This is a genomic window from Bradyrhizobium sp. 141 (genome assembly GCF_023074055.1).
Taxonomy (GTDB): domain Bacteria; phylum Pseudomonadota; class Alphaproteobacteria; order Rhizobiales; family Xanthobacteraceae; genus Bradyrhizobium.
This window is the reverse complement of record NZ_JADPKR010000053.1, coordinates 83472-96853: the sequence shown is the minus strand read 5'-3', so window position 1 is coordinate 96853 and position 13382 is coordinate 83472. Positions and strand designations below refer to the sequence as shown.

The window sequence follows — 13382 nt, the reverse complement described above, 5'->3', positions numbered from 1 at the left end:
GGCTTCGATCGATGTCTTGCGAATGTCGGCAAGTGGCTCTTAGCCGATTCGCAGGGGCGAACTGGGCCATGTCCGGTTCTGTCGGCAGAACGGTACTACCTAATTCGCGGGCTAAGGGTCATGCCCGCACGCCCTGGCGCATCCGGTTTGCATTGATGCCCAGAGTGACGACGCAGCAATGAGACTCACGTGTAAGCCACCCAGCCACGGAAGGTGAACCCCGTATAGAACAGGGTCGGATCGGAGAAGCCGGCCTCGCGCAAGATCGCCTCGTCCTGCGCGGGCGTGAGGATTTCCAGATGGTTGGTGACGGCGTTCCGCGCGGCCGCGGCCTGCTCGGGCTCGACGCCGGAGGCGGCCAGAAATGCGGAATACCGGGACAGCCATAGCGGGCGCTCCTCATTGCCATCGGGCGCGCTCAGATGGGCGGCGACGAAAGCAGCACGCGGCTTCAGCCGTCGGCGGACCTCCGAGGCGATGCGGCGTCGCTCCTCGACGTCGACGAAGTGCAGGGTCAGCAGGCAGCTGGCACCGTCGAACGGTCCCTCCGGCGCATCGTCGATGTAGCCCTGATGAAGACGTGCGCGCGATGCGAGCGGGCCCAGGGTTTGCCCGGCGAGCGCCAGCATCGCCGCGGAGGGGTCCACGCCGTCGAAGCTCCAGCGCGGCTGCGCTTGCGCAAACGTCTTCAACTCGAGGCCGCCGCCGGCGCCGAGGACGAGGATCCGCGCATCTCCACGCGCACGCTCGGCCAGCAGGATCGCCGCCATCGACAGCATGGCATTGTAGCCGGGCACGAAGCGCGGTGGGCCTTCCGTGTATCGCGCCACGGCTTGCGGATCGGAGAACATGGCTTGAATGTCCGTCATGATGTCGTCCTTGCTGAATGAGCCGATCACGCACCATGTGCGTGCATGCCATGATGCTTGCGGGATCCGAGCCGCTTGCGAAAATCCTCGCTCAGCATCGCCAGGGTCACCTCGCCGAGCCGCGACAGCAGCAGCGCCTCCGCATCGCTGAAGGCCTGATCAAGCGCGGCGTTGACGGCCTGCTCGACGAGGCAGCCGGGTGCCTCCGTCCGATTGCCCATGGCCAGCAGCGCCGGGCTGCCAAGCGCGGCGTAGACGTCGCGCAGCGTCACCTTCGAGAGGTCGCAAGCAAGCGTCCAGCCGCCGCCATGCCCCTTCTCGGAGCGGACGTAACCGAGCTCCCGCAGGCCCGCCATGATGCGCCGGATCACCACCGGGTTGGTGTCCATCGCCTTCGCGAGGGTCTCGGATGTGAACGGGCCGGGCTGTTGCGCCATGTGCAGCAGCACGTGCAGCACGCCGGATAATCGGGAGTCGCGTCTCATGTAACTTGATATGTTACATATCGCGATTAGAGTCAACGGCTGACAGGCCGGAGCCTGTGCGACCTACGGCAAGGCCGTAGAGCAGAGGAAAAGTCTTCGCTTGTCGGGATGAGGGGTTTTGCCGGGAAAGCGTGGCAGACGTTGCGCTAGGCATCGCCAGGGGCGCAACTCACGCAGCGTCCGATGATGCCCATCATGCGCCTGTGTTGCCCGACGGTGCAACGGCGTTCTGCCCGACGGATCAACATCTCCGTACTCCGCCTAAGCCATTGATCCCACTAGTTGCGGCTACTGTGCATGGGGTTGTTTTCGACTTTTTTGTTTCGGCGGGCCCAAAAGACCGAGGTCGCCATGCTGATTTGTCACGGTGACGCCGCTGCGCGCGAGGGCAACAATCGACCGAGGCAACGCGTGGACTTTTCGTCCTGAGCTCGCGCGGCGCCCGTTTTCATCCATCCATTTTTCGGAGGCGCATCATGCAGGTTTACAATGTGGTCAAGTTTAGGGTGAAGCCGGGTGAGGAAGCCGCCTTCCTCGACGCGCATCGGAACGGCAAGGCCAAATGGCCGGGCCTGGAGCACGGCGTCATCGTCAAGACCGGCGAGCAGACCTTTTGCCTCATCGGCACGTGGTCCAGTCAGGATGCACTGGTCGCGGCACGAGCGGCGATGATCAAGACCCTCGACAGTTTCAGGTCCGTGCTCGAGGACCAGGGCAACGGACGCGGCGTGACGGACGCCGTTTCGGGTGAGGTGGTGCTCGCTCTCTAAGACGAGCAGCACCCGCTACTTCATCACCCGCAAGCCCTTGGTCGTGAACCGCTGGGTCTTCTCGCCCGGGCGCACGGGCCGCCGTGTGCCGGCGGCCTTGCCGGTGCCGGGGGGCTGGTGCGCGGGGACGAGCTGGTGGGGCTGCGAGCCGATCAGATCGCGGCGGCCCATCTCGATCAAGGCCTCGCGCAGCACCGGCCAATTGTCGGGGTCGTGATAGCGCAGGAAGGCCTTGTGCAAGCGGCGCTGGCGCAGGCCCTTGATCGCCTCGACCTTGTCGCTGCCGCCGTGGCGCACGCCGCGCAAGGGATTGACGCCGGTGTGGTACATCGCGGTCGCGGTCGCCATCGGCGAGGGCAGGAAGGTCTGCACCTGATCGGCGCGGTAGCGGTTCTTCTTGAGCCACAGCGCGAGGTTCATCATGTCCTCGTCAGTCGTGCCCGGATGTGCCGCGATGAAATAGGGGATGAGGTAATATTTCTTGCCGGCGCGTTCGGCCGCTTCGTCGAACATGCGCTTGAACTTGTTGTAGGCGCCGATGCCCGGCTTCATCATCTTGTCGAGCGGACCGCGCTCGGTATGCTCAGGGGCGATCTTCAGATAGCCACCGACGTGATGGGTGACGAGCTCCTTGATGTATTCGGGGCTCTCGACCGCGAGGTCGTAGCGCACGCCCGAGGCCACCATCACCTTCTTGATGCCCTTGGTCTCGCGCACCTTGCGATAGAGCCGGATGAGATCGTCATGCGAGGTGTTGAGGTTCGGGCAGATTTCCGGGAAGACGCAGGACGGCCGTCGGCACGCGGCCTCGACCTTCGGGTCCTTGCACGCCATCCGGTACATGTTGGCGGTGGGTCCGCCGATGTCGGAGATGACGCCGGTGAAGCCGGGTGTCTTGTCGCGGATCTTCTCGATCTCGCGCAGAATAGAACCCTCCGAGCGGTTCTGGATGATGCGGCCTTCGTGTTCGGTGATCGAGCAGAAGGTGCAGCCGCCAAAGCAGCCGCGCATGATCGTCACGGAGAACTTGATCATGTCCCAGGCAGGAATTTTGGCGTCGCCATAGGACGGATGCGGGGCGCGCGCATACGGCAAGTCGTAGACCGCGTCCATCTCGTCGCTTGTCAGCGGGATCGGCGGCGGGTTGAGCCAGAGGTCGCGGTCGCCGTGACGCTGCACCAGCGGCCGCGCATTGCCGGGATTGCTCTCCCGGTGCAGCACGCGTGACGCGCGCGCATAGGCTTCCTTGTCCTGCTCGACCTGCTCCAGCGCCGGCAACCGGATCACGGTCGCGCCCTTCTGGCGCATTGCGCCCTCGTCGGCGGAATCGAGATCGTCGGCGTGCAGCTCCGTGTAGTCAGCAGGGACCTTGCGAAACAGCGCGACGCCCCTGATGTCGTCGAGTGCGCGCGGCGCTTCGCCGGCGGCAAGGCGGTTGGCTACCTCGACGACGGCGCGCTCGGCATTGCCATACAGCAACAGGTCGGCCTTGGCGTCAGCGAGCACCGAGCGGCGCACCTTGTCGGACCAGTAATCGTAATGCGCGATCCGGCGCAGCGAGGCCTCGATGCCGCCGAGCACGATCGGCACGTCCTTGAACGCCTCGCGGCAGCGCTGCGCATAGACCACGGTGCAGCGGTCCGGCCGCTTGCCGCCTTCACCGCCGGCCGTATAGGCGTCGTCGCTGCGTATGCGACGGTCCGCGGTGTAGCGGTTCACCATGGAGTCCATGTTGCCGCCGGTGACGCCGAAGAACACTTTTGGCTTGCCTAACGCCCTAAACGGCTCGGCCGAGTGCCAGTCGGGCTGGGAGATGATGCCGACGCGAAAGCCTTGCGCTTCCAGCAGGCGGCCGATGATCGCCATGCCGAAGCTCGGATGATCGACATAGGCGTCCCCGGTCACCAGCACGATGTCGCAGGCGTCCCAGCCGAGCGTATCCATCTCGGCGCGGCTCATCGGGAGGAACGGCGCCGGCTTGCGCGGGCGGGCCTGAGCCATCAGCGGCTTCTGGGCGGTGACGATCTGGGTGTCCATGGCGCCTACGCATAGGACTCCAGGCGCGTGAATTCAACCGGCCGCGATGCGTCTTCGCCGGTTAAGGTTCCCCGGTGGCGCACAATTGGGCTGCACAACGCCCGCGGGGTGGCCCGGTTCGGCATTGTGACGCCGTCCACATACCAGCCGGCGGCGCCGCGTCATTCTCCGCCTCGTTGAGAGGGAGAGATCCATGTTCCTGGTCGATGCGCTGCTGATCCTGGCGATGTTGTTTTTCCTGTTTCTGCCGATCACCGATCGCAGGACGGTGCGGATGAGGCTCTGCATGGTCTGCGCACTGCTGGCGGTGTTCTCGGTCTCGATCACCCGCACCCCTGTCGTGCCGGTGCTGCTCGCGAGCCTCGCCTCATCCCCCGAAGCACTGCGGCCGCCGCCTATGTTCACAAGCGATCCCGCTTCCAAGCTCTCACCGCGGCCCGCATGGGACGGGCGATTGCTCCATGGGCAGGGAAATTTCTGACCGTCTCTCAAGGCGTGGCGTGCGCAGTTCCATCGGCCTCGCGTTGTGGTTCATTCGCAGGAACCAACCGCCGCCGCGAACATTCTGACCTAGGCGCCGGCGCGAGCACCGCTCGCGCGCGCGCCTCGACAATCCCGGCGCCAGTGTCGCCACGGGATTTTTGCCTCGATGCTCGCTTCGGGGCGATGGGGGACTTGTGAGCACAGTCATAGAGAACTTGCTGTTGCGGAAGCAGAAGCTCGTGGAACAGCTCGAAAGGGCGCCGTCGGTCGAGGACCGCGACAAGATCGAGCACCAGCTCGAACAGATCAATACCGCGCTGGATTTTCTGGACAGGCCGGGATCAAGGGACGCGCGATAGGCACGCTCATTCCACTTTGAGCGCTCTTGCGTAGACCAGGCCCGAATTGGTGACGTGCGTGGTCATCAATGCTTCGAAGGCGGCGAGCTCGCCGCGCGCGAACAAATCGAGCAGCTTGCGATGCTCGTCGAACGACGTGCGGGTCCTGACGTCGATCGGCGAGGTCAAATTGGTGCGGAGCGCGGCGACGCGCCCGGAAACCAGCTGATAGGATTCGGCGAGGTAGCGGTTGCCGCAATGGCTGAACAGCGCCTCGTGAAAGGCCGCATCGGCGCGACCATAGGCGATGTTGTCCTTTGCCGAGACCGCCGGCTCCATCGCCGCGATCGCCTGGCTCATCGAGGCGACCGCACCGTCGCGATCGTGGCGATAGGCGAGCTCGGCCGCCTTGGGCTCCAGCGCGATGCGGAAGGTGCAGAGCGCGTTGATGTCATCGGCGCTCGGCGTGAACACGAAACTGCCGACCTGCGGGCGGATCACCACGAGGCCTTGCGCCTGCAACTGGCCCATCGCCTCGCGCACCGGGGTGCGGCTGACGCCGAAGGAATTCGCCACCATCTCCTCGGAGATGGCGGCCCCTAACGCGAACTCGCCGTCGATGATCGCCTGCCGCAACCGCTGCATCACGCGCTGCGACAGCGATTTCGGCGTATCGAGCTTGAGCGATCGCATGTGCTTCTCTCAGATCACCTTGCCGGGATTGAGCAGGTGATCGGGATCGAGCGCCGCCTTCAGCGTCCGCATCAGCGCGATCTCGGCCTCGCTCCGGGCATGCCCCAGCCACTTCTTCTTCAGCGTGCCGATGCCGTGCTCGGCGGATACGCTGCCGCCCAGTTCGCGGACGAGACCGTAGATGATCGCGTCCATTTCTTCCTTCGGCTGCTGTTCGACGGCAAGGCCGGTCACCCAGGAGACGAGATGCAAGTTGCCGTCGCCGATATGGCCGTAATATACGCTCTCGCAGCCCTTGATGCCATCAGCGAGCGCCGCCTTGCAGCGCGTGACGAACTCGTCCATCCGCTGGACTGCAAGGCCGATGTCGTAGGAGATGTGCGGGCCCAGCACCTGGGCGAACTCCGCGCAGATGTCGCGCACGCGCCAGAAGGCTTGCGTCTGCGCCAGCGATTGCGCGACGGCGGCATCAGTCAGCAGCCCGCGCTCCATCAGCGCTTCGAGCCAGGCCTGGAAGCGCGGCGCGTCCAGGCTTTCGTCGGTGCCCTGCGCTTCGACCAGCACGTAGAGGCCGTGACCTGCGGCGACCGGCGGCTTCACGCCGGCGCGAGTCGTGATCACGTCCCAATAGTCCGGCCACATCACCTCGAATGCCGACAGCAGCGGACCGAGCCCGCTGCGCGCCGCGTCGAGCAGCGCGATCACCGCGGCATAGTCCTTCAGCGCGCACAGCGCAGCCATGGTCGAGCGCGGCTTCGGGAACAGCCGCAGCACCACACGGGTGATGATGCCGAGCGTGCCTTCCGAGCCGATGAACAGATGCTTCAGATCGTAGCCGGCATTGTTCTTCATCAGCTTGTTGAGGCTGGTCATGACGGTGCCGTCGGGCAACACCACTTCGAGACCGAGCACCAGCTCGCGCGTCATGCCGTAGCGGATCACGCGATTGCCGCCGGCATTGGTCGAGAGATTGCCGCCGATCGCACAGGAGCCGCGCGAGCCGAGGTCGAGCGGAAAGAAGAAGCCGGCCTCGTCGGCGGCCTTCTGGATCGTCTCCAGCGGCGTACCCGCCTTCACCGTCATCGTCGCCGAGGCGGGGTCGATCTCCTCGATGCCGGTCATGCGCTCCAGCGAGATCGCGACCCAGCCTGCTTCGGGCGATGCGCCACGGCACAGCCCGGTCAGTCCGCCCTGCGGCACGAACGGCAGGCGCGCCTGCCGGCAGGTCAGAATCGCGTCGGCGACACCTTGCGCATCCACGGGGCGGATCACCGCGAGCGGCGTCTGCGGCAGGCTCGCGCTCCAGTCGTTGCAATTGCGCGCCGGCACGTCGGTGCCGATCAACACGGCCGCTGCGCCGAGCTTGTCGCGCAGGGCGCCGAGCAATTGGTCGGGGCGCCCGATGGGGGTCACCATGTCCATGCGAGACCTCCTCAAAATCTGGCTGCGCCCATGCGCGCCGTGGCGTCGGAAAGGGTTTGCGTGCCTCTTGTATGTAAGGTACAAGGTGGAAAGTAAAGCAAAAACAATGCTCGGTTAAGCTTCGGAAGGTCGTTTGAGATCAGAGGCTTAGTTCGGGGTCGAAGCAAAGGGTGGTGTGATGACGGAGGCAATTCGCGGGTTCTGGGTGGCGTCAGCGACGCCGTTGGCGGCCGACGGCAGCGTGGACTCTGCCAAGCTTGCGGCTCACGCCAAGCAGCTCTTCGGCAAGGGTGTCGACGGCGTCGTGCTGTTCGGCACCACCGGCGAGGGCACCTGTTTCAATGTCACTGAGCGCGTCGCGACCATCGAAGCCGTGCTCAAGGCCGGCGTTGCGCCGGAACGCATCGGCATCGGCGGCGGCTTTCCCGCCATCACCGACAGCATCGATCTCTCGCGCGCCGTGCTCGGCCTCGGCCTGCGTCACGTGCTGCTGCTGCCGCCTTACTTCGATCGCAGCGTCACGGGCGAAGGCATCGAGGATGCCTTTGCCGCGATCATCGACGGCGTCGCCGACGACCGGCTGCGCGCCTATCTCTATCACATCCCGCAGATGTCGGGCGTTGCGATCCCGACCAGGGTCGCTGCCAATTTGCGCAAGCGCTATGGCAAGCAGGTCGCCGGCCTGAAGGACTCCAGCGGCGACTTCAAGCAGTTCCAGGCCTTCCGCACTGCTGCTCCCGAGCTCGCCATCACCGTCGGCAACGAAGCCGACATCGCCCGCGCGATCGCCGCCGGCGGCGCCGGCACCATCTGCGGCATGGCCAACGTCGTTCCCGAGCTGGTCAAGGGCATGGTCGAGGGCAAGGATATCGAGGCGCGCATGCAGGCTGCGATCGACATCGTGCTGAAGACGCCATCGTTCACCGCGACGCTGAAGGCCATCCTGGCGGCGCAGACCGGCGATCCCGCGTGGTTGCGCGTGCGTCCGCCGCTCCGCGCGTTGCCCGACGGCGCCGCGTTCAAGCGGAAGCTCGACGAGTTGATGGCTCCTGCCATCGCGTGAGGCCGCACAAAATCGCGACACGCCGTGGCGGATTCGCGCACGACGTGTTGCATCCGGCGCGGCGGCATTAAAGGTTGCCTTTGGATGCCGATCCGTTCTTAGAACGATTCAACACTAGAGCGATTCAAGTCCGCCTGCGGTTCTCTTAACCTCCCGCGGCTGTTAGACGCGCGAGCTTCAATGCCGTGTCTGACTTGGAAGTGAATCGAACGTGCGTGCTCATCTGGATGGCCAGCGCGCCAGCGGCCATCGTCATCGTGCCGGCAAGCGCCGTGCAGGTCTTCTCATCGGAGCAGTCGTGCTGCTCGCCGAATCTCCCTCCAACACGACGACCGCGCAGGCGCAATCGGCGTTGCCGCCGGTGACGGTGGAGGCGCCGGCACAACGGCCGAAAACGGCGCGCCCATCGGAGCCGTCTTCACGCCGCGCGCAGACCGCCGCGCGCCAGCGCAATCGCGATACCGCACCTGCAGCGCCGACGCTTTCGGAGCGCGCGGCCGCGGAAGCCGCCGCGCAGCAGGCCGCAAAGCTCGGTTACCGCGCGATGCCGAGCGCGACCACGCTGCGCAGCGGCGCGTCCCCGCTCGACACATCCCAGGCCGTCAACGTCGTGCCCGAGCAGGTGTTGAAGGACCAGCTCCCGCGCAACATCGATGATGCGCTCATCAACGTCTCCGGCGTCACCCAGACCAACACGCTCGCGGGCAGCCAGGACGCCGTCATCCGCCGCGGCTTCGGCGACAATCGCGACGGTTCGATCATGCGCAACGGCATGCCGCTGGTGCAGGGCCGAAGCTTCAATCCCGCGGTCGAAAGCGTCGAGGTGTTGAAGGGGCCGGCCTCACTGCTCTACGGCATCATGGATCCAGGCGGCATCGTCAACACCATCAGCAAACGTCCGGAGCTCTATCAGCATGGCTCGGTCACGCTGCTCGGCTCGGCATTCAATGCTTCCAAGACCGGCGCCGATGGCCTGCTCGACGTCACCGGTCCGATCGGCGACCAGGGCCTTGCCTATCGCTTCATCGGCTACGGCGTCAGCGAGGACTATTGGCGCAATTTCGGCCGTCACCGCGAGATGCTGGTGGCGCCGTCGCTGGCCTGGTACGGTCAGGACACCACGATGCAGCTCAACTACGAGCACCGTGAGTTTATCTACCCGTTCGACCGCGGCACGGCGTTCGTCAACGGCGCTCCGCTGGCGATCCCGAAGACGCGCCGGCTTGACGAGCCCTTCAACAACACGTGGGGCACGTCGGACCTGATCCAGGCCTCGGTCGAGCATCGACTTAACCAGGACTGGAAGCTCTTTGCGGGCTACAGCTACAACACCGAGACTTTCAGCGCGAACCAGCTCCGTATCACGGGCGTCAATGCCACGACCGGCGTCGAGACGCGCAGCAATGACGGCACGCGGGGCTCGCTCAGCAATTCGAGTTATGGGACGTCCTACATTTCGGGCGGGTTCTGGCTCGGCAACATGCGTAACGATGTGGTATTTGGCGGCGACGGCCAGTATCGCACCATCTATCGCGACAGTCTGATCCGGCAGACCACTCCCTCCTTCAATTTTTACAACCCCGTCTACGGCCTGATCGGGCCGGGCACGACCGTTTCCCCCACCGATAGCGCCCAGACTGACAAGCTCGGCCAGTGGTCGCTGTTCTTCCAGGACACGCTGCATCTGACCGAACGGTTGGCGTTGGTCGGCGGCGTGCGCTACATGGACTACGACCAATTGGCCGGACGCGGGAAGCCCTTCATAGTCAATACCAACGTCTCCGCGGACAAGGTATTGCCGCTCGGCGGCGCAATTCTCAAGCTCACGGATCAGCTTTCGCTCTATGCGAGCTACACCCAGTCGCTGAAGCCGAACTCGACGATTGCGCCGTTGACCAACAGCGGTGGCTTCGTGCTGGGTTCGAACATCGCGCCGGAGGAGGGCACGCAGTACGAGACCGGTCTCAAATTCGATCTCAACAAGCGTCTCTCAGGCACGCTCGCGGTCTACGACATCGAGAAGCAGAACGTGCTGGTCAGTCAGTTCAGTCCCGCGCTCGGCCTGAACGTCTATACGGCGGCCGGCAAGGTGCGCTCGCGCGGCGTCGAGCTCGACGTCACCGGTCGGCTCTCCGACAATTGGAGCATGATCGGCAGCTATGGCTACACCGATGCGCGTGTGACCCAGGATCCGACATATGCCGGCAAGCAATTGCAGAACGTCGCGATGAACACGGCATCGCTCTATCTGGTCTACGATTTCGGCACGGCGCTTCCCGGACAGCTCAGGCTCGGCGGCGGAGCTCGCTATGTCGGCGACCGGCCTGGTGACGCCTTGAACACTTTTGTATTGCCGTCCTATATCGTCGCGGATGTTTTCGCGACCTACGAGACGAAGTACCAGACCCTGCCGGTCATCTATCAACTCAACGTCAAGAACCTGTTCGACACCGTCTACTACACGTCCGCCGTCAACAATCTCAATGTCGCGATCGGCGACGCGCGGCGCGTCTCGCTGTCGGCAACGGTGAAGTTCTAGCGATGGCAGCGCGGTTGGGACACATGATCAAGGCGGTCCTGTTCCAGGTCCATTCCATCGCCGGCCTGGTCCTCGCGCTGCTGTTGTCCCTGATCGCGCTGACCGGCGCGATCATGAGTTTTGAGGACGAGATCGTCGACCATCTCAACGCTGAGATCATGCAGGTCGTGCCGCGTCCGGCACCGGCGCTGACGCCGGACGCGCTGGTCGCGCGGCTGAAGGCGGCACAGGATCTCGGCAAGGTCGCCGCCGTCACCCTGTCGAGCGATCCGTCGGCGGCGGTTCATGTCCGCTTCGGCCGCGACGAGCAGGGCGGACGCCCGACCTCGCTCTATGTTGATCCCTATGATGCGCGCGTGCTGGGCTCGCCCCGCGGCGAGGCGTTCTTCGCGACCGTGCGCAGGCTGCATCGCTGGCTCCTGATCCCCGGCGACGGCAAGGGCTGGGGACGCCCGATCACCGGCACGATCGCGCTCGGCCTCATCGTCATGTTGGTGTCGGGCCTCGTGCTGCGCTGGCCGCGTCGCGCGGGCAGCGTGAAGATGTGGCTGAAACCAAATCTCGGGCTCGGCGGCCGCGCCCTGCACCGGTCGCTGCACACCGTGATCGGCACCTGGGTCCTGCCGGTCTATCTGACGATGACGCTCACCGGGCTGTATTTCTCCTTTGAATGGTACAAGGACGGCGTGACCTGGCTGCTATCGCGTCCGCACGTCACCGCAGCGAAGATGGCGATCAAGCCGCCGCGCCCGGAAGGCCGCGCCGAGCCTGTCGCAATCGGATTTGATCGGGCCTGGACGACGTTCCAGCGCGAAGAGGGCGATCGGTTCTCCAAGGCCTTGCTGACGCTGCCGGCCGGTCCGGGCACGGCGATACGGATCCGGTCGTGGGGGAAAGCGTCGTTGCTCGAGACCGCGCGCGACGAATTCCGCATCGACGCCGTCACCGGGCAGTTGGTGTCCGCGGAGCGCTATGCCGACAAGACATTCGGCGAAACGATCATCGCGGCCATCTACGACATCCATCGCGGCGCGATCCTGGGTTGGCCCGGCAAGCTCGCGTTCATGATCGCTGCGATCCTGATGCCGTTGTTCGCGGTCACCGGCATCCTGCTCTATCTGTCGCGCCGCAAGCTGCGCCGCCCGGCGCAGCCGCTGGCGCGGCTCGTTCCGGGCGAGTAAGCCGACAAGGCTAGCCAACACGCTTCCAATCGGTCAAAAGCCCATGGCTTATCCCTGTCAGGGTCCCATGCCATGAAGCTCTCCACCGTCACCCCCGCCGACATCCGCCGCGCGCTGCTGCTGCGCGAGGAGATCACGCTGCTCGATCTCAGATACGAGGCAGGCTTCGCGACGGGGCATCCGCTGTTCGCCGCCAATATGGCTGTCGACCGGATTGCGATCGAGGCCGAGGCGAGGCTGCCGCGCAAGGACGTGGCCATCGTGCTCTATGACAATAGTGAGGGGTTGGTCGCGACCGGCGCCGAACGTCTTGCCGCGCTCGGCTATACCAATATCAGCGTGCTTGACGGCGGGCTGAAGGCCTGGCTTGCGGCGGGCTATGAGGTCTTCGAGGACGTCAATTCCTATTCGAAGGCGTTCGGCGAGTTGGTCGAAGCGCGGCGGCACACGCCGTCGCTCAGTGCCGACGAGGTGGCCAAGCTGATCGCGAACAAGGCCAACATCGCCATCCTCGACGTCCGCCGTTTCGACGAATACGCGACCATGAACATTCCGGGCTCGGTCAGCGTGCCCGGCGCGGAGCTGGTGTTGCGGGCAGGGCAGGCCGCGCCGGATCCTGAAACCACCATCATCGTCAATTGTGCCGGCCGCACCCGCTCCATCATCGGCACCCAGTCGCTGATCAATGCCGGCGTGCCCAACAGGGTGCGCGCGCTGCGCAACGGCACCATCGGCTGGACGCTGGCGCGGCACGCGCTCGACCACGGCGCCGACAGGCGCGGCGCGATCGGGCCGTTCGAGGGTGGTCCGGCTAATGCGCGCGATGTCGCCTATCGCGCCGGCGTGCGCCACATCGGCGAGAACGAGATGGCTGCACTTGTTGCACAGTCTGGCCGCACGCTCTATCGCTTCGACGTGCGCGACGCGCAAGAGTATGCGGCCGGCCATCTCCCGGGCTTCCGGCATTATCCGGGGGGCCAGCTCGTCCAGGAAACCGACATGGCCGCGCCGGTGCGCGGGGCGCGCATCGTCCTGACCGACGACAGGAGCGTCCGCGCCGACATGACGGCGTCGTGGCTGGCGCAGATGGGTTGGGAGGTCTATGTGCTGGAGGGAGGCTATGACGGCGCGCTCGAGATCGGCCCGCCGCGCGTGCTGCCCAAGCCCGATCCGGCCCACCGTTACCGCCGGCCCTATGAAGGCACCGACGTCGCGCAAGCTGCGATGCAGGCCTATCTCGATTGGGAATATGGGCTGGTCGAGCAGCTCCGCCGCGACGGCACGCATGGGTTTTATGTGATTTGATCCCGTCACCCTGAGGTGGCCGCTTCTTAGCGACCCTCGAAGGGCGACGGCCCGGCTGCATCGGGGCCGTTCATCCTTCGAGGCTCCCCATGGGACGCGTTGCGTCCCATGTCTCGCGCCTCAGGATGACGGGACAGCTATTGTGAGCGCTGGTGGGATGCCGGGCTCCTCTATTACCCGCCATCTTCTCCCCGTAT

The 13382-nt window shown here is 65.1% G+C and carries 11 protein-coding genes; 6 read left to right on the top strand and 5 right to left on the bottom strand.

Annotated features, from left to right (window positions below):
* Nucleotides 1-185: 185 nt before the first annotated feature.
* Nucleotides 186-869, bottom strand: coding sequence for a class I SAM-dependent methyltransferase (locus IVA81_RS14940; protein WP_247319275.1), 684 nt, complete (start codon nt 867-869; stop codon nt 186-188).
* Nucleotides 870-895: 26 nt separating this feature from the next.
* Entirely contained in the window at nt 896-1354 is a 459-nt protein-coding gene (locus IVA81_RS14935; RefSeq protein WP_247319273.1) for an Rrf2 family transcriptional regulator, read from the bottom strand.
* A gap of 476 nt (nt 1355-1830) precedes the next feature.
* Here IVA81_RS14935 and IVA81_RS14930 point away from each other — a divergent pair, with 476 nt between their 5' ends.
* Nucleotides 1831-2124, top strand: coding sequence for an antibiotic biosynthesis monooxygenase (locus IVA81_RS14930; RefSeq protein WP_247319270.1), 294 nt, complete (start codon nt 1831-1833; stop codon nt 2122-2124).
* Nucleotides 2125-2139: 15 nt separating this feature from the next.
* Here IVA81_RS14930 and IVA81_RS14925 read toward each other — a convergent pair whose 3' ends face one another.
* Nucleotides 2140-4161, bottom strand: a complete 2022-nt coding sequence (locus IVA81_RS14925) for a YgiQ family radical SAM protein (protein WP_247319268.1) — start codon at nt 4159-4161, stop codon at nt 2140-2142.
* 193 nt (nt 4162-4354) lie between these two features.
* Here IVA81_RS14925 and IVA81_RS14920 point away from each other — a divergent pair, with 193 nt between their 5' ends.
* Nucleotides 4355-4642 carry a hypothetical protein gene (locus IVA81_RS14920; protein WP_247319265.1) on the top strand — a complete coding sequence of 96 codons (288 nt, stop codon included), beginning with the start codon at nt 4355-4357 and terminating at the stop codon, nt 4640-4642.
* A gap of 367 nt (nt 4643-5009) precedes the next feature.
* Here IVA81_RS14920 and IVA81_RS14915 read toward each other — a convergent pair whose 3' ends face one another.
* Nucleotides 5010-5675, bottom strand: a complete 666-nt coding sequence (locus IVA81_RS14915) for a GntR family transcriptional regulator (RefSeq protein WP_247319262.1) — start codon at nt 5673-5675, stop codon at nt 5010-5012.
* 9 nt (nt 5676-5684) lie between these two features.
* Nucleotides 5685-7097 carry an FAD-binding oxidoreductase gene (locus IVA81_RS14910; protein WP_247319259.1) on the bottom strand — a complete coding sequence of 471 codons (1413 nt, stop codon included), beginning with the start codon at nt 7095-7097 and terminating at the stop codon, nt 5685-5687.
* Between the two features lie 178 nt (nt 7098-7275).
* On the opposite strand from IVA81_RS14910, the gene IVA81_RS14905 reads away from it, so the two are divergent.
* From IVA81_RS14905 to IVA81_RS14890, 4 genes are all read left to right on the top strand, one after another.
* On the top strand, nt 7276-8160 hold the full coding sequence (locus tag IVA81_RS14905) for a dihydrodipicolinate synthase family protein (protein WP_247319256.1): 885 nt from the start codon (nt 7276-7278) through the stop codon (nt 8158-8160).
* Between the two features lie 211 nt (nt 8161-8371).
* Nucleotides 8372-10699, top strand: coding sequence for a TonB-dependent siderophore receptor (locus IVA81_RS14900; protein ID WP_247319253.1), 2328 nt, complete (start codon nt 8372-8374; stop codon nt 10697-10699).
* Nucleotides 10700-10701: 2 nt separating this feature from the next.
* Nucleotides 10702-11880, top strand: a complete 1179-nt coding sequence (locus tag IVA81_RS14895) for a PepSY-associated TM helix domain-containing protein (RefSeq protein ID WP_247319250.1) — start codon at nt 10702-10704, stop codon at nt 11878-11880.
* 72 nt (nt 11881-11952) lie between these two features.
* Nucleotides 11953-13185 carry a rhodanese-like domain-containing protein gene (locus tag IVA81_RS14890; RefSeq protein ID WP_247319246.1) on the top strand — a complete coding sequence of 411 codons (1233 nt, stop codon included), beginning with the start codon at nt 11953-11955 and terminating at the stop codon, nt 13183-13185.
* Nucleotides 13186-13382 lie beyond the last annotated feature (197 nt).